The 16,013-nt window shown below is 72.6% G+C and carries 16 protein-coding genes; 10 read left to right on the top strand and 6 right to left on the bottom strand.

From position 1 onward, the window contains the following. The 3 genes from ACSNOK_RS02090 to ACSNOK_RS02080 all read right to left on the bottom strand — a co-directional run bounded on the left by ACSNOK_RS02090 (nucleotide 1) and on the right by ACSNOK_RS02080 (nucleotide 2,419). Nucleotides 1-903, bottom strand: coding sequence for an aminoglycoside phosphotransferase family protein (locus tag ACSNOK_RS02090; RefSeq protein ID WP_436778785.1), 903 nt, complete (start codon nucleotides 901-903; stop codon nucleotides 1-3). A gap of 308 nt (nucleotides 904-1,211) precedes the next feature. After that, entirely contained in the window at nucleotides 1,212-1,931 is a 720-nt protein-coding gene (locus ACSNOK_RS02085; protein WP_436778784.1) for an isocitrate lyase/PEP mutase family protein, read from the bottom strand. After that, the gene (locus ACSNOK_RS02080; protein ID WP_436778783.1) at nucleotides 1,931-2,419 is read right to left on the bottom strand and encodes a carboxymuconolactone decarboxylase family protein; all 489 of its coding nucleotides are present in this window, start codon (nucleotides 2,417-2,419) and stop codon (nucleotides 1,931-1,933) included. Before ACSNOK_RS02080 ends, ACSNOK_RS02085 begins: the two co-directional genes overlap by 1 nt. A gap of 47 nt (nucleotides 2,420-2,466) precedes the next feature. Here ACSNOK_RS02080 and ACSNOK_RS02075 point away from each other — a divergent pair, with 47 nt between their 5' ends. The 3 genes from ACSNOK_RS02075 (at nucleotide 2,467) to ACSNOK_RS02065 (ending at nucleotide 5,577) form a co-directional block, all read left to right on the top strand. Next, nucleotides 2,467-3,924, top strand: a complete 1,458-nt coding sequence (locus ACSNOK_RS02075) for a PLP-dependent aminotransferase family protein (RefSeq protein ID WP_436778782.1) — start codon at nucleotides 2,467-2,469, stop codon at nucleotides 3,922-3,924. Nucleotides 3,925-4,006: 82 nt separating this feature from the next. Next, a complete protein-coding gene (locus ACSNOK_RS02070; RefSeq protein WP_436778781.1) occupies nucleotides 4,007-4,375 on the top strand; it encodes a hypothetical protein in 369 nt (122 codons plus the stop codon). Nucleotides 4,376-4,380: 5 nt separating this feature from the next. Continuing rightward, entirely contained in the window at nucleotides 4,381-5,577 is a 1,197-nt protein-coding gene (locus tag ACSNOK_RS02065) for a glutathionylspermidine synthase family protein (RefSeq protein ID WP_436778780.1), read from the top strand. Between the two features lie 167 nt (nucleotides 5,578-5,744). Here the strand turns inward: ACSNOK_RS02065 and rocD are convergent, their stop codons facing one another. Then, on the bottom strand, nucleotides 5,745-6,950 hold the full coding sequence (rocD, locus tag ACSNOK_RS02060; protein WP_436778779.1) for an ornithine--oxo-acid transaminase: 1,206 nt from the start codon (nucleotides 6,948-6,950) through the stop codon (nucleotides 5,745-5,747). 102 nt (nucleotides 6,951-7,052) lie between these two features. Between rocD and trpS the strand changes: the two genes are divergently transcribed. From trpS to ACSNOK_RS02045, 3 genes are all read left to right on the top strand, one after another. Continuing rightward, nucleotides 7,053-8,066: a tryptophan--tRNA ligase gene (gene trpS, locus ACSNOK_RS02055; protein ID WP_436778778.1), complete on the top strand. Its 1,014-nt coding sequence runs from the start codon at nucleotides 7,053-7,055 to the stop codon at nucleotides 8,064-8,066. Between the two features lie 184 nt (nucleotides 8,067-8,250). Then, nucleotides 8,251-8,841: a 2'-5' RNA ligase family protein gene (locus tag ACSNOK_RS02050; RefSeq protein ID WP_436778777.1), complete on the top strand. Its 591-nt coding sequence runs from the start codon at nucleotides 8,251-8,253 to the stop codon at nucleotides 8,839-8,841. Nucleotides 8,842-8,943: 102 nt separating this feature from the next. After that, the gene (locus tag ACSNOK_RS02045; protein WP_436778776.1) at nucleotides 8,944-9,885 is read left to right on the top strand and encodes a YihY/virulence factor BrkB family protein; all 942 of its coding nucleotides are present in this window, start codon (nucleotides 8,944-8,946) and stop codon (nucleotides 9,883-9,885) included. 77 nt (nucleotides 9,886-9,962) lie between these two features. Here ACSNOK_RS02045 and ACSNOK_RS02040 read toward each other — a convergent pair whose 3' ends face one another. Beyond that, nucleotides 9,963-11,348, bottom strand: a complete 1,386-nt coding sequence (locus ACSNOK_RS02040) for a D-alanyl-D-alanine carboxypeptidase family protein (protein WP_436778803.1) — start codon at nucleotides 11,346-11,348, stop codon at nucleotides 9,963-9,965. A 118-nt stretch (nucleotides 11,349-11,466) separates the two neighbouring features. On the opposite strand from ACSNOK_RS02040, the gene ACSNOK_RS02035 reads away from it, so the two are divergent. The 3 genes from ACSNOK_RS02035 (at nucleotide 11,467) to ACSNOK_RS02025 (ending at nucleotide 14,066) form a co-directional block, all read left to right on the top strand. Next, nucleotides 11,467-11,748 (top strand): SCO4848 family membrane protein, encoded by a 282-nt coding sequence (locus tag ACSNOK_RS02035; RefSeq protein ID WP_436778802.1) that lies wholly within the window; start codon nucleotides 11,467-11,469, stop codon nucleotides 11,746-11,748. Between the two features lie 123 nt (nucleotides 11,749-11,871). Beyond that, nucleotides 11,872-13,440, top strand: coding sequence for an ABC transporter substrate-binding protein (locus ACSNOK_RS02030; protein ID WP_436778775.1), 1,569 nt, complete (start codon nucleotides 11,872-11,874; stop codon nucleotides 13,438-13,440). Between the two features lie 194 nt (nucleotides 13,441-13,634). Further along, the gene (locus ACSNOK_RS02025; protein ID WP_436778774.1) at nucleotides 13,635-14,066 is read left to right on the top strand and encodes a YybH family protein; all 432 of its coding nucleotides are present in this window, start codon (nucleotides 13,635-13,637) and stop codon (nucleotides 14,064-14,066) included. A 70-nt stretch (nucleotides 14,067-14,136) separates the two neighbouring features. On the opposite strand, the gene ACSNOK_RS02020 is transcribed toward ACSNOK_RS02025, so the two are convergent. Beyond that, nucleotides 14,137-14,760: a histidine phosphatase family protein gene (locus tag ACSNOK_RS02020; protein WP_436778773.1), complete on the bottom strand. Its 624-nt coding sequence runs from the start codon at nucleotides 14,758-14,760 to the stop codon at nucleotides 14,137-14,139. 152 nt (nucleotides 14,761-14,912) lie between these two features. On the opposite strand from ACSNOK_RS02020, the gene ACSNOK_RS02015 reads away from it, so the two are divergent. Beyond that, nucleotides 14,913-15,905, top strand: a complete 993-nt coding sequence (locus ACSNOK_RS02015) for an aldo/keto reductase (RefSeq protein WP_436778772.1) — start codon at nucleotides 14,913-14,915, stop codon at nucleotides 15,903-15,905. The last annotated feature ends 108 nt before the right edge of the window (nucleotides 15,906-16,013 follow it).

The following is a 16,013-nucleotide window of genomic DNA, read 5'->3' as shown; positions in this document are numbered from 1 at the left end:
TCAGCGGGTGAGCAGCCCGGCGACGTGGTCGTACATCCCCACTAGCCACTCCGGGTCCCCGTTGTCGCGCCCCCACAGCGCGGCGCGGACGCAGCGCAATTGCGCCCAGCGGACCGTCCGTTCGCGGTCCAGCTCCGCCGCCTCGGCGAACACGTCGAGGCGGCGGAGCAGTGCCGCGCCCAGGTCGGGGGCGGTGAGCAGGTCGGCCGCGTGGCTCCGCAGCAGGGTGAACGCGTCGTAGGCCGGATCGCCCACGAAGCCCTTGGGGTCGATGGCGAGCCACGGCTCCCGCTCGGCGCGCAGCACGTTGGCGGCGTGCAGATCGCCGTGGACGAGCGTGTCGGGCTGGTCGGGGACCAGCTCGCGGACGGTGGCGAGCGCCGCGCCGAGCACGTCGCCGGGTATCGGCTGCCCCAACCGCCGGTCGCACGCCGGTAGTTCCCCTTCCCACGCCCCGGCGCGGTCGCGCAGCCGGGGCAGGCCGGGTGGCGCGGGGACCGCCAGGCGGCGGGCGAGCCGGCCGGCCTCCGCCATGGCCTCGTCGGCGTCGGGGAGGTCCGCGAGCGAACCGCCGTCCGCCCGTTCCAGCAGCATCGCGAAGCGCGCGTCGTCCCGTTCGAGGAGGCGGACGGCGCCGCGTCCGCCCCAGACGGCGAACGCGTCGGGCTCGTGGACGTTGCCGGGGTGCGGGAACGACACCTTCAGCACGGCGGGCGTACCGTCCTGCCGCCGGACGGGCACGACGACGCCGACCTGGCCGTGCACCACGGACCCGTCCCGGTGGCAGCGCCACCGCCCGAGCAGGTCCTCGACGATCCCGGGCAGCCGGGCGAGCCAGGCGCGGCCGGCGTCGCCCTCGCGATCGGTCGTGAGCGTGGCGAATACCTCTGGTACCAGCATCATCGGGCTACCGTAACCACGGCCTCCGTTCGACGGGTTCCGGCGTGATCGGCCGGGGAGGGATCCGCGGTACGAGGAAGTGTCCGGACCCGGGCGGAAGGCGATAGCGGCCCTGTTCAACGCACGACCCGGCCCGGGCGGGCGTCCGTTCCGGGCATATCCCGAGGGGCCCAGGCCGGCCGGCCCCGTGTCCGGCCGGCCTCCGGCGGTCCGGAAAGGGCCTACGCCGACGGTCCGGAAGAGCCCTACGCCGAGCGCAGCCCGGCCTCCGGCGGTCCGGAAAGGGCCAACGCCGACGGTCCGGAAGAGCCCTACGCCGAGCGCAGTCCGGCCGCCATCTCCCCGGCCGCCGCCATCGCGCGCACGTACATCCCCTTGCCGAACGTGATCCGCCCGGCGCCCAGCGCCCCCAGCCGCCGGACGGCCGAATCGTCCGGCGCGGCCAAGGCGTTGACCGGGATGCCCGACGCCTCCGCGATCCCGGCGAGGGCCTCCTCGGGTGCCGTGATCGGGTACACGCAGTCCGCGCCCGCCATCGCGTACAGCCGGGCCCGCTCCCGGGCGTCCTCGTCGGACGCGCCGTGCAGGAAGCTGTCGATCCGGGCGTTGAGGAACAGGGCGTCGCCGGCCTCCGCGCGGACGGCGGCCAGCCGTTCGGCCTGCTCGCGCGGGTTCCGGAGCCGGCCGGTACGCCGGTCGGTGTCCTCCAGGTTGCAGCCCACCACGCCCGTCGCCAGGGCGCGTTCGACCAGTTCCCGGGGCGGGAGCCCGTAGCCGTCCTCCAGGTCGGCGGAGACGGGTACGTCGACCGCGCGGACGACGCGGGCGACCGCCGCGAACATCTCCGCCGCCGGAACGTCACCGTCCGCCAGGCCGAGCGAGGCGGCCACCGCCGCGCTGGGCGTGGCCAGCGCGGGGAAGCCGGCGTCGGCGAAGGCGCGGGCGCTGCCCGCGTCCCAGGGGCCCGCCAGGACCAGCGGGCCCCCGGCGGGCCGCCCGTGGTGCAGGGCGCGGAACGCCGCGGCCGTCACTAGCGGGCCTGGTAGGCGCCGGGGACGGCGCGGGTGGAGACGGCGAACCGGTTCCAGGCGTTGATCGTGGTGATCACGGCGAGGAGCTGGGCCAGTTCGCGCTCCTCGAAGACGCCCGCGGCCCGCTCCCAGACCTCGTCCGGCACGAAGCCGTCGGTGAGCACGGTGACGGCCTCGGTGAGGGCCAGGGCCGCCTGTTCCTTCTCCGTGTAGTAGCCGGCCGCCTCCTGCCAGGCGCTGAGCAGGTAGATGCGGTCCTCGGCCTCGCCGGCCTTGCGGGCGTCCTTGGTGTGCATGTCGATGCAGAACGCGCAGTGGTTGAGCTGCGAGGCGCGGATCTTGACCAGTTCGACGAGAGAGTGGTCCAGGCCGTTCACGGCGGCCCGCTCCAGGGCGTACATCGCCTTGTAGACGTCGGGGGCGACCCGCGCGTACTCCATCCGGGGGCCGTGCTGGTGGGTGCCGGTGTTCTTCGTGGTCTCCGTCATGGTCTCGACACTACGACCGGGGCAGCCCACGCGTATGGTCCATTCCCATGGAGAAAACGTGGGCCAATTCCGCCGGGGACGGTACGGTCGCGGGAGCCGATCTGCACCTCGACCTCTCCGGCCCCGGCGGCGTGCGCGCCGCGCTGATCAGGGCGCTGCGGGACGCCGTACGCTCCGGCCGGCTCGCTCCCGGCACCCGGCTGCCGTCCTCCCGCTCCCTGGCCGGCGACCTCGGCCTGGCCCGGAACACCGTCGCCGACGCGTACGGGCAGCTCGTGGCCGAGGGCTGGCTCACCGCCCGGCAGGGCTCGGGGACCCGAGTGGCCCAGGCGGCGACGGTACGGGCCGCCGCCTCCGGGCGGGCCACCGCCCCCCGGCCCGCCCGCCCGGCCGCGCGCCCTCCGCACGACCTGCGCACCGGAACGGCGGACGTCTCCTCCTTCCCCCGCACCGCCTGGGCCGCGGCGACCCGCCGCGCGCTGGCCGCCGCCCCCAACGAGGCGTTCGGATACGGCGACGGCCACGGGCGCGTCGAACTGCGGACCGCCCTCGCCGGCTACCTGGCCCGGGCCCGCGGCGTACGGGCCGACCCCGAACGGATCGTCGTCTGCTCGGGGTTCATGCAGGGCCTGGCCCTCCTCGGCGGCGTCCTGCGGCGGCGGCGCGGCGCCCGTACGGCGGCGGTCGAGACGTACGGCTTCTGGATGCACCACGACGCGTTCACCCGCGCCGGGCTGCGGCAGGTGCCGCTGCCGGTCGACGGCCGGGGCGCCGACGTCGCCGCGCTCGACCGGCACCGCGGCCTCGGCGCCGTGCTGCTCACCCCCGCCCACCAGTTCCCCACCGGCGTGCCCCTCCACCCGGACCGCAGGGCCGCCGTCGTCGACTGGGCCGGGCGGACCGGCGGACTGGTCGTCGAGGACGACTACGATGGCGAGTTCCGCTACGACGGGCGCCGGGTCGGCGCGCTCCAGGGGCTCGCCCCGGAACACGTCGTCTACTGCGGGACCGCCAGCAAGTCCCTCGCGCCCGCCCTGCGGCTGTCCTGGATGGTGCTTCCCGGACACCTGGCCGCCGAGGTGGCGCGGGCCAAGGAGACGGGGGAGTGGAGCACGGGCATCCTCGAACAGCTCACGCTCGCCGAGTTCATCACCTCGGGCGCGTACGACCGCCACGTCCGGTCGATGCGGCTGCGCTACCGGCGGCGCCGCGACCGGCTCGTCGCCGCGCTGGCCGAACACGCCCCGCACATCCGGGTGACCGGCATCGCCGCCGGACTCCACGTCGTCCTCGAACTCCCGCCCGGAACCGAGCAGTCCACCCTGCAGGCCGCGCACTGGCAAGGTCTGGCCCTGGAAGGGCTGAGCCGCTACCGCCACCCCGCCGCGCCGGCCCTCCCGCCCGGCAGCCCCGACGGGGTGATCGTCGCCTACGGGACCCCGGCCGACCACGCATTCCCCGGCGTCCTGGAGGCGCTGCTCAGGGCACTGCCGCCGGCCGCGTAAGGCTGCCAGGGGCCGTTGTCGGTGCCCGGGTCTATCGTGGAGCGATCAGTCGGACGCACGGCTGTACGACGGGGGAAGAAGAATGGGACAGAACAGCTCACGACGTAGATTCCGGTCCAGCACGGTCATCCTGGGCGGCATGGGCGTGCTCGCCACCGCCCTCACCTCTTGCGGCTCCGAGCCCGACAAGCGCTGCGTCGACCCGAACAGCTACGACGTGGCGCGCGGTTACCGCGTGCTGGACTCCAAGGCGTGCAAGAGCACGTCGTCGTCCGGGTCCTCGGGCTCGACGGGATCATCGGGCTCGTCCTCGGGCTCGTCGTCGGCCCGCTGGTACTACGGCGCCAACCGGAAGTCCGGCGGTTACGCCGACAGCGGCACGTTCAGCAAGAGCCAGGCCGTAGACCGCGGCGGCTTCGGCTGCTCGTCCTCCGGCTCCGGAGGCGGGTGACCGCCGTGCGCCGTCACCGCACCACCCCGCGCCCCGGCTGGCAGGAGACCGTCGAGGAACAGGGCCTGATCTACCCGCTCACCCGCCACCCGGACGGCGAACTGCGCCCGTACTGGGACGAGAGCGCGTACTACTCCTTCACCCTGCCCGAGATCGAGGCCCTGGAGGAGACGGTCGAGGAGCTGCACGCCATGTGCCTGGCCGCCGCCGCGCACATCGTGGAGCGGGAACGCTTCGAGGACCTGGGCATCACCGACGCCCGGCTCGCGGGGCTGGTCGCCGAATCCTGGCACCGCCGAGCCGAACTACCGTCTCTGTACGGCCGCTTCGACCTCCGCTACGACGGCGACGGCCCCGCCAAGCTGCTGGAGTACAACGCCGACACCCCCACCTCCCTGGTGGAGGCGGCGAGCCCCCAGTGGTTCTGGATGGAGGAGCGCTTCGCCGACACTCCCCAGGCCGACCAGTGGAACTCCCTCCACGAACGCCTCGTCGCCGCCTGGCGCCGCCAGGCGCCCCTGCTCCCGCCCGGCGCGCCCGTCCACTTCGCCCACTCCGCCGGCGACGAGCTCGGTGAAGACCTGATGACGGTCGCCTACCTCCGCGAGACCGCCGCCCAGGCCGGCCTCGACACCCGCGCGATCTCCATGGAGAACATCGGCTGGGACCGGATATCCGGCCGCTTCGTCGACGAGCGCTACGGCTTCGTCCGCGCCTGCTTCAAGCTCTACCCCTGGGAGTGGCTGGCCACCGACCGCTTCGGCCCGCACGCGCTGGACACCCTCGACAACGGCGGCGGCACGGGCTCCACCCTGTGGATAGAGCCGGCCTGGAAGATGCTCCTGTCCAACAAGGCGCTGCTGGCGGTGTTGTGGGAGCTGTACCCCGGCCACCCGAACCTGCTGCCCGCCTACCTGGACGGCCCGAGGGAGCTGTCCCGCACGACGGGCTACGTCGCCAAGCCGCTGCTCGGCCGCGAGGGAGCGGGCGTGACGATCCACCCGCCCGGCACCGACACCCCGGCCCCCCGCGACGAGCGCTGCTGCTACCAGGAGCTGGCGCCACTGCCGTCCTTCGACGGCAACCATGTGGTGCTCGGGGCGTGGGTCGTGGAGGACGAGCCGGCGGGCCTGGGCATACGCGAGTCGGAGGGCCTGGTGACGGACGGGTACGCGCGCTTCCTGCCGCACGTGATCCTCTGACGCCCGGCCGCCCGCCGCGTCACCCGCCCCGCCGCTCCCCACCTTGCCGCGAACGACCTCCCGGGCCCGCTCCATGAGCGCCTTGACGGACCGGGCCGGATGGCGGCGCGGCCGGCCCGGCCCGTCCGGTGAGCGCGAGCCGGGGCGCGTCTTCGACGCGAGCCGTCCTAGCCCGCCAGCACCGCCCGCAGCTGCTCCAGCCCCCAGTCCAGGTCTTCCTTCGAGATCACCAGCGGCGGCGCGATCCGGATCGTCGCCCCGTGCGTGTCCTTCACCAGCACCCCCCGCTCCATCAGCCGCTCCGACACCTCCCGTGCCGTTCCCCGGGACGGCGCGATGTCGATGCCGGCCCAGAGCCCGCGGCAGCGGACCGCGTCGATGGCGCCGGTGCCGGCGAGGACGTTGAGCTCGTGGTGGAGGTGCTCGCCGAGGCGGGTGGCGCGCTCCTGGAATTCACCCGTCTTGAGGAGGGCGATCACCTCCAGGGCGACCGCACACGCGAGGGGGTTGCCGCCGAAGGTGGAGCCGTGTTCACCCGGCCGGTGGACCCCGAGCACCTCCGCGGAGGCGACGACGGCCGACACCGGGACCACGCCGCCGCCGAGCGCCTTGCCGAGGACGTACATGTCGGGGACGACGTCCTCGTGGTCACAGGCGAACGTGCGGCCCGTGCGCCCCAGCGCGGACTGGATCTCGTCGGCGATGAACAGCACGTTCCGCTCGGTGGTGAGCCGCCGCACCCCGGCCAGGTAGCCGGACGGCGGGATGAGCACACCGGCCTCGCCCTGGATGGGCTCCAGCAGGACGGCCACGGTGTGCGCGTCGATCGCGCCCTCCAGGGCGGCCAGATCGCCGTACGGGACGGTCTCGAAGCCGGGGGTGTACGGGCCGTGGTCGGCCCGGGCCTCGGGGTCGGTCGAGAAGCTGACGATGGTGGTGGTGCGGCCGTGGAAGTTGTTCGCCGCCACGATGATCTTGGCGTGGCCGTCCGGCACGCCCTTGACCCGGTAGCCCCACTTCCGCGCGGTCTTGACGGCGGTCTCGATCGCCTCGGCGCCGGTGTTCATGGGCAGCACCATGTCCTTGCCGCACAGCGCGGCGAGCTCGGTACAGAACTCCCCGTACCGGTCGTGGTGGAACGCCCGGGACGTGAGGGTCACCCGTTCCAGCTGGGCCTTGGCGGCGTCCAGGAGACGACGGTTTCCGTGGCCGAAATTGAGCGCCGAGTACCCGGCGAGCATGTCGAGGTAGCGGCGCCCCTCGACATCGGTCATCCACGCGCCCTCGGCGGTCGCCACCACGACCGGAAGGGGGTGGTAGTTGTGCGCGCCGTGGGCCTCGGCGGCGGCGATGCTGCGTTCGGTGGCGGTCAACGTGTGCTCCGTTCGGGTCGGGGCATGCGGTTGTCCGCCTTTCTAACACCGGCGCGGCCACCGCCGGACCGAGTCGGCGCCCGTACCTGAGAGAATGTGCGCATGGCCCTTGATCGTCCGCGCGCACTGTCCGGTATCCAGCCCACCGCCGGCTCCTTCCACCTCGGCAACTACCTCGGTGCCATCCGGCAGTACGTGGCGCTGCAGGAGACGCACGACGCGTTCTACATGGTCGTCGACCTGCACGCGATCACTGTTCCGCAGGACCCGGCGGAGCTGCGCGCCAACACCCGCGTCGCCGCCGCCCAGCTGCTGGCCGCCGGGCTGGACCCCGAGCGCTGCACGCTGTTCGTCCAGAGCCACGTCCCCGAGCACGCGCAGCTCGGCTGGGTGATGAACTGCCTCACCGGCTTCGGCGAGGCGTCCCGGATGACCCAGTTCAAGGACAAGTCGGCCAAGCAGGGCGCCGACCGGACGACGGTCGGCCTCTTCACGTACCCGATCCTCCAGGTCGCGGACATCCTGCTGTACCAGGCGAACGCCGTCCCGGTCGGCGAGGACCAGCGCCAGCACATCGAGCTGACCCGCGACCTCGCCGAGCGCTTCAACGGCCGGTACGGCGACACCTTCACGCTGCCCGCCGCGCACATCGTCCGCGAGACGGCGAAGATCTACGACCTCCAGGACCCGACCGCCAAGATGAGCAAGTCGGCGTCCACCACCAAGGGCCTGATCAACCTGCTCGACGAGCCCAAGGTCTCCGCGAAGAAGATCAAGAGCGCCGTCACCGACACCGACACGGTGATCCGCTTCGACCCCGAGGAGAAGCCGGGCGTCAGCAACCTGCTCACGATCTACTCCACGCTCACCGGGACGGGAATCGCGGAACTGGAGCAGAAGTACGAGGGCAAGGGCTACGGTGCGCTCAAGACCGACCTCGCCGAGGTGATGGTGGAGTGGGTGACACCCTTCCGTGCCCGTACGCAGGAATATCTGGACGACCCCGAGACGCTGGACTCTGTCCTGGCCAAGGGCGCCGAGAAGGCCCGCGCCGTCGCGGCCGAGACCCTCGCCCAGGCGTACGAGAAGGTGGGCTTCCTGCCCGCCAAGCACTGAGCCGCTCCGGTACCAAGCGGTACCCGGCGTGAGAAGTCCGTCACACCGGACAAGTCCGGACGGCCCGAAGGCGCAGGGAGGACCGTCGTCCTCCCGCGCCCGGGACCAGGGGACCTGGCAGGGGACGCGGCGCAGCCGCCACACTGACCACGGGGACCTACAGGCGCACAGGAGGGAGAACTCGATGGGGACCGTAACGCTCGGCGTTTCGATCGCGGTCCCGGAGCCGTACGGCAGCTTCCTCCAGAAGCGCCGCGAGGGCTTCGGCGACCCCCACGCGCACGGCATCCCCACCCATGTCACCCTCCTCCCGCCCACCGAGGTCGAGGCGTCGTCGCTCCCCGTGATCGAGGCGTACCTCGCCGAGGTCGCCGCGGCCGGCCGCCCGTTCCCGATGCGGCTGGCCGGGACGGGCACGTTCCGCCCGCTCTCGCCGGTGGTCTTCGTCAACGTGGTGGAGGGCTCCTCCGCCTGCTCCTGGCTGCAGAAGCGGATCCGGCACGCGTCGGGGCCGCTGGCCCGCGAGCTCCAGTTCCCGTACCACCCGCACGTCACCGTCGCCCACGGCATCCCCGAGGAGGCCATGGACCGGGCCTACGAGGAGCTGGCGGACTACGAGGCGGCCTGGACGATCGACGGCTTCGCGCTCTACGAGCAGGGGGCCGACGGCGTCTGGCGGCTGGACCGCGAGTACCCCTTCGGCAAGGAGGAGCCCCTCCCGGCCGCCGTGCCCGGCCAGACGGGTGCCTCCCGGCCGCCCGCGGCGTCCCGCTGAGCGCCGCGGCCTCGCGCTGAGCGCCGCCGGATTCCGGCGCGCGCCCCCGGGCGCGCACCCCGCCGAGCGGTGAGCACCGCCCGCGTGGGGTAGACGTGGATCATGGATTGGTTGTTCCGGCTGCCGGTGATCGGGCCCGCCGCGGCCCGGCTGTCCCGGACGCACGCGTGGCGCTCGTACGAGACCCTGGACCGCGTGAAGTGGACGCGTCTCGCCGCCGCGATCACCTTCACCAGCTTCGTCGCCCTGTTCCCGCTGCTCACCCTGGGCGCGGCCGTCGCCGCCGCCGTGCTCAGCGACAAGCAGGTGCAGGACCTGGAGAAGAAGCTCGCCGAGCAGGTGCCCGGCATCTCCGGCGCCCTGGACCTCGGCTCGCTGGTGGACAACGCCGGTACCGTCGGCGTCGTGGCCGGCGCCCTGCTGCTGTTCACCGGCGTCAACTGGATCGGCACGCTGCGCGAGTGCCTGCGGGCCGTGTGGGAGCTGGAGGAGAGCCCCGGCAACCCGTTCCTGCTGCGGCTGAAGGACGCGGGCGTGCTGCTCGGTCTCGGCGGGACGACCCTGCTGTCCCTCGGCTGCTCGACCTTCGCCTCGACGGCCGTCACCTGGTCGGCGGACAAGACCGGCCTGCCCACCGCCGGCATCGGCGGCGCGCTGCTGACCGCCGCCGGCTTCTGCGCCGCCGTACTGGCCGACTTCCTCCTGCTGCTCTACGTCCTCACCCGGCTGCCCCGCGTCCAGCCCACCCCCCGGACGCTGGTGGTCGCCGCGCTGCTCGGCGCGGTCGGCCTGGAGGTGCTCAAGCTGGTGATCGGCGGCTATCTGAGCGGGGTGGCGGCCAAGAGCATGTACGGCGCGTTCGGCACGCCGATCGCCCTGCTGCTGTGGATCAACTTCATCGCCAAGCTGCTGCTGTTCTGCGCCGCCTGGACGGCCACCACGCGGCGCGGCAAGGACGGCGCGGATCTGCTGGCGGAGAACTCCGACGGGCGGGACGCGCGTGGTGGTGATCGAGACGGGCGTGATGAGCGGGGGCCGGCGTGACGGTCGACGACGGGTGGCGCGGGTGACGGCCGCGCGCGGCCGTCACCTCCCCGGACCTGCCCCGGCCTCGGCCGCTCTCAGCCCCCGTCGTTCCGCCGCTTGCCCAGGTCCGGCAGCGGCCACCGGCGGTGCACCACGTACGCCGCCGCGGCCAGCGCCACCACCGAGGCGCCGGTGATCCCGACGGCCGTCCACATGCCGCCGTCCGAGCCGGACGAGCCGGCGACCGACGCCTGCGCCTTGTCCCCGGCCTTGCTCCCGGACGGCCCGCCGTCCTTCCCCGCCGCGTTCAACGGCGGGACGAGCGTGCCGACCGGTTTGACGTGGCCGACCGCCTCGAAGCCCCAGTCCAGCAGGGCCGCCGCCTCCTTGTAGACCTCGTTGGGCTCCTTGATCTCCGGGTTCATCACGGTCACCAGAAGCTTGTGGTCATCGTGCTGGGCGACGCCGGTGAAGGTGTTCCCGGCGTTGGTCGTGGAGCCGTTCTTGACCCCCGCGATCCCTTTGTAGAAGGGCACGCCCTGGCCGGTCAGCAGCCGGTTGGTGTTCTGGATGCCGAAGGTCTCGCGCTTACCGCCTTTCCGCTCCTCACCGGGGAACTGCGCGGTGGCGGTGGAGCAGTACTTCCGGAAGTCCGGTTTCTGCAGTCCGGAGCGGGCGAACAGGGTGAGGTCGTAGGCGCTGGAGACCTGGCCGTCCGCGTCGTAGCCGTCGGGGGACACGACGTGCGTGTCGTTCGCCTGGAGCTGCTCGGCGTGCGCCTGCATGTCCTTGACGGTCTGCTGGATGCCGCCGTTCATGGCCGACAGCACGTGCACCGCGTCGTTGCCCGAGCGGAGGAAGACCCCGAGCCAGAGCTCTTCCACGGAGTACGTCGACTCCTCCTTCAGCCCGACCTGGCTGCTGCCCTCGCCCATGCCCTCCAGATCGGCCGGGACCACCTTGTGCCGCCGGTCCTTGGGGAACTTGGGCAGCAAGGTGTCGGCGAAGAGCATCTTCAGGGTGGAGGCCGGTGCCAGCCGCCAGTGGGCGTTCTTCGCCGCCAGCACCTCGCCGGACTCGGCGTCGGCGATCAGCCAGGCGTCCCCGCTCAGGTCCTTCGGCAGCTCGGGGGCGCCGGGCTGCCGGAGGACCTGGACGCCCGGCCGGCCCAGCAGCTCGCCGCCGACTTCGGACATCTTGGCCGGTGGCTGCTTGGGCGGCCGGCCCTTGCCGTCGTCCGGTGTCCCACTCGGCTTCCCGCCGGGAGTCGCGCTCGGATGCGCGCTCGCACCGGTCGCCGGGCTTCCCGGGGCGGACGGGGTATGGGTGGCATGGGAGGCGGCGGGGGACGGCGGAGCGGACGGGGCCGCGAACGCCGGGGCCACGGTGGCGAGGGGGAGCAGCAACGAGGCCGAGGCGGCCACCAGGGCCGCGCCACGGCGGTACGCCGCCGCCGAGCCCGTCGCGTTGGGTGATGTCATGATCGGCACGCCGGTGAACGTACCGTTCCGCCCGCTCCCCGAGGGCGAGCCGGCGGCCCGGGCAGCCGCCGAGGACCCGATAGGACCAGTGCGTGCTGTGGATCGCATACTGAAACCCATGGTGAATCCCTCCGGCTCGACAGCCTCTCGAACCCCCGCCTCCCTCTCCCGCCCCGTCTCCTGGTTCCTGCTCGCCTTCGGCGTGTGGAGCTGGTTCATCTGGATCACTTTCGCAAAGAATCTCTGGAAGGACGGAAGCGGGCTCGCCTTCGACGACGCGGGTGAGCCGACCGCGTACTTCTGGGTCCATCTGCTGCTGGCGGTCACTTCTTTTCTTCTGGGGACGGTCATCGGCCTCATCGGGTTGCGTGGGGTCAGGGCGTTGCGTCGCACCTCATAGCCGTTCCCGGGCCACGTCCCCTGACAGCCTGTCGGCCACGGAAGTCGATCACTTGGCCGATTCCCCGGACGTACGCGCGTTCGTGTGTTTAGGTGAGGCGCGTCACGGAAAGGGGGCGCAGCCATGCGTGGGGTCCGGAGGCGAAGCCGCAGCAAGGTCGTTGTGGCGGCGTTGGCACTGCTGTCGGTGGGGTTGAGCGGCTGTTCGAGCCTGTCGTCGGATGACGAGGACACGAAGCCGATCGTCGTGGGGACGACGGACGCGGTCATCGGGCTGGATCCGGCCGGCGTCTACGACGCCGGCTCGTGGTCGCTTTTCGGCAATGTCTACCAATCACTGCTCACGTTCACGCCGGGCACCGACAAACCGACGCCCGACGCCGCCAAGAGCTGCGGTTTCATGGACGAGGAGCGGCGGACGTACACCTGCACCCTGCGGTCCGGGCTCAAGTTCGCCAACGGGCACGATCTCACCGTCCAGGACGTCAAGTTCTCCTTCGACCGGATCCTGCGCATCAAGTCGGACCAGGGGCCCGCGGTGCTGCTGGAGACGCTGGAGTCGGTGCGGACCGAGGGGGACGACAAGGTGACCTTCCGGCTGCGGACGCCGGACGCCACCTTCCCGTCCAAGATCGCTTCCGGGCTGGGGTCGATCGTGGACAGCCGGACCTATCCGGCGGGCAAAGTGCGGCCGGGCGACACGGTCGACGGCTCGGGCCCCTACCGGCTGGAGAGGTTCCAGGCCGACGGGGAAGCCGAGTTGAAGCCCAACCCGCACTACAAGGGCGCCAACCGGACGTCCGGAATCCCCATCACCGTCCGGTACTTCGGCAACCCGGCGAAGCTCAGGGATGCCTGGAAGAGCCAGTCGATCGACGTCGCCTCACGCGACATGCCGGCCGCCGACGTCGCCCGGCTGTCCCTCGGCGCCAACGACTTCAGGGTCACCGAGAACGCCTCGGCGAACACCCGCTTCCTGGTCTTCAACCTGAAGAGCAAGTCCCCGGTGAAGGACGTCGCGGTCCGGCGCGCCGTCGCGTCCGTCGTGGACCGCGTGGCCGTCGCGCGCGACGTCCACTACCGGACCGTCGAACCGCTCTACTCCCTCATCCCGCAAGGCGTCTTCGGGCACACGACGTCCTTCTACGACCGCTACCCGCGTCCGGACGGGGAGGCCGCCCGCCGGGTGCTGCGGTCCGCCGGGGTGACGGTGCCGGTGCGTTTCCGGCTGGCCTACTCCAAGGGCGTGTCCACGGACGAGGAGACGGCCCTCATCAAGAAACAGCTGGAGGCGACGGGGCTGTTCCGGGTCGAGACCGAGCACGTGGAGTGGGCGCGATTCCAGCAGGGCCGGGCCAAGGGCGAGTACGACGCGTACCTGCTGGGCTGGCTCGCCGACTACCCGGACGCCGACACCTTCACCAGCCCGCTGGTCGGCACCGGGAACACGCTCTACTCGGGATACTCCAACGACCGGATCGACAAACTCATCCGCGACGCCCAGCGGAACGGCCGGCGGGACGGGAGCACGGACGACTACCGGACCATCCAGAAGATCATCGCGGAGGACGTACCGCTGCTGCCGCTCTGGCAGAAGAAGGAGTTCGTGGTGAGCAAGCAGTCCGTCTCGGGGGTGCAGTACCTGAGCGACGGGACAGGGCTGTGGCGGCTGTGGCGCCTGGGCAGGATCTGACCTGACGGATTCCCCGCCGGCCGGCGGACCACCGGCCGGCGGGGGACCACCGCCCTTCGCGCGTGGAATCCATCGCCCGGGGCACCGCTCGTGCTCTCGACCGCACTTGACCTCGACCGCGGTCGAGGTCGTTGAGTGGGGGCGTCGGCCCTTCCCGGCCGGCGCCCGGCTCAAGCGAGAAAGCGGTATTCACCATGGCAACGAACAGCGAACTCCTCGACGCCGTCCCCGCCGACGTCGCCGCCGCGGTACGGGACGTCGTCCGCGGACTCCAGGACGCGTTCAACGCGAAGGACGCGCGGGCACTGGGCGACTGCTACGCGCGGAACGCCACCTGGACCAACGCCATGGGGCGGCGCGTCACCGGCCGCGAGGAGATCGCCGAGACCGCGCGGAAGGTGTTCCCCGCCCTGCCCGACCAGCCGGTCCGCTACGACGTCGTCCGCATGTTCACCATCCGGCCCGACGTGATCGCCGTCAACGTCGTCCAGGTGCCGGTCTCCCCGGCGGGCGATCCGGTCGAGGGGGCCAAGGGCGCGCCCCTCTACGTCGTCTCCCGGGAGGACGACGGCTGGAAGATCATCGCCGGCATGAACGGTTTCGTCACCGACCCGGCGGCGGCCTGAGCGGGCGTACGCGGCCCGGAGCGCGCCCGCCGGCGGACCCGCCGCCCCTCCGATTCCGCGGCGCCGCCCCTCAGACCCGCAGCTCGGGCGGGAACCCCGTCCAGCGCAGCTCTTCCGGCAGATGGCCCATGTCGTTGACGAGCAGCACGGAGGACGGCCGGTCCGGCGCGTAGCGGATCACGGTCAGGGCCGCGTTGCCCTGGTTGAGCATCAGCCAGCGCCACTGCGGGGCGTCCAGCGCGGCGCGGAGCAGCCAGCCGACCAAGAAGTTGTGGGTGACGACCAGCTCGTGCCGGTCCTCGGAGCCGGCCACCGGCCCGGTGAAGCGCTCCAGCGCCCGCCGGGCGAGGACCGGCCCCCGCTCGCGGTGGACGGCCGGGAAGCGGTCCACGTACCGCAGCAGGAAATCCGCGTGCGCGGCGGGCAGTTCCTCCCGGCGCGGTACGTACGGGATGCCGTCGTCCGCCTCCTCCGCGAGCTCCAACGGCACCCCGTCGAGCCGTTCGGCGATCAGCCGCGCGGTCTCCGCGGCCCGCCCGAGCGGGCTGTGCCGGACCACCGACAGCGGCGCCCCGCGCAGCCGCTCGCCGAGGAGCGCCGCCTGGCGCCGGCCCACCTCGGTCAGCGCGGTGCCGTCCTGGACGGCCTCGCCGTGCCGGGCGAGGTAGAGGTACCGGGTGGCGTACGAGGGCATGGGGGGCTCCTGGGCGTTCGCCGTCGCGTGCTTCACGGGCGAGGACGCCCGCCCTCACCGGCCCGGTTCCGGAAGCGCCTTGACTTCGAGTGCGCTCCAACTCCTACCGTCTGGGACGACAGCGCACCACATCGCCCCAGGAGGCACCGGTCATGACCAGCATTCCCACCCGACGACTCGGCGGACTCACGGTCGGCGCCCAGGGCCTCGGCTGCATGGGCATGAGCCACGCGTACGGCGCGTCGGACGACGACCAGTCGGTCGCCACCCTGCACCGCGCCCTCGACCTGGGCGTCACCCTGCTCGACACCTCCGACTTCTACGGCCGCGGCCACAACGAGGAGCTGATCGGCCGGGCCCTCGCCGCCCCCGCGCGGCGCGAGCGGGCCGTCGTCGCCACCAAGTTCGGCTTCGCCAACCGGCTCGGCGAGCCCACGGTGATCCGCGGCGACGCGGCGTACGTCCGCCAGGCGTGCGAGGCGTCGCTGCGCCGGCTCGGCCTCGACCACATCGACCTCTACTACGTCCACCGGGTCGACCGGAACGTGCCCATAGAGGAGACCGTCGGAGCGATGGCCGAGCTCGTGGCGGAAGGCAAGGTGGGCCACCTCGGTCTCTCCGAGGCGAGCGCCGACACCATCCGGCGGGCCCACGCCGTCCACCCGATCACCGCGCTGCAGAGCGAGTGGTCGCTGTGGACCCGCGACATCGAGGCCGAGGTGCTGCCCGTCTGCCGCGAACTCGGCATCGGCGTCGTCCCGTTCTCGCCCCTCGGCCGCGGCTTCCTCACCGGCCGTTACACCTCGGTGGACGGGCTGGAGAAGACGGACCTGCGGCGTACCCAGCCGCGCTTCGCCGACGGCAACCTGGAGAAGAACCTGGCGATCGTCGAGCGGCTGGAGGCCCTGGCCGCCGGGCGCGGTGTCACCGCCGGCCAGCTCGCCCTCGCCTGGCTCCAGCACCGCGGCGACGACGTCGTGCCGATCCCGGGCACCCGCCGCGAGAAGTACCTGGAGGAGAACGTGGCCGCGGCGACCCTGGAGCTGTCCCCGGCGGAACTCGCCGCGATCGACGAGGCGGCCCCGGCCGACGCGGTCGCCGGCTCGCGGTACGACGAGAACAGCCTGACCTTCGTCGACGGCTGATACGGCTGATGTGGCTGCCATGGCCGGGCGGCTGAGCGGCCGCGACGGCCGCGGGGCCGTGACGGGGTGCCTGCGTCGGCTGAGCGGTCGAAACGACGCACCGCCCGG

This window comes from Streptomyces sp. URMC 126 (genome assembly GCF_051386555.1).
Lineage (GTDB): Bacteria > Actinomycetota > Actinomycetes > Streptomycetales > Streptomycetaceae > Streptomyces.
Note: the sequence above shows the minus strand (reverse complement) of the source record. Positions and strands in the feature narration are given on the sequence as shown.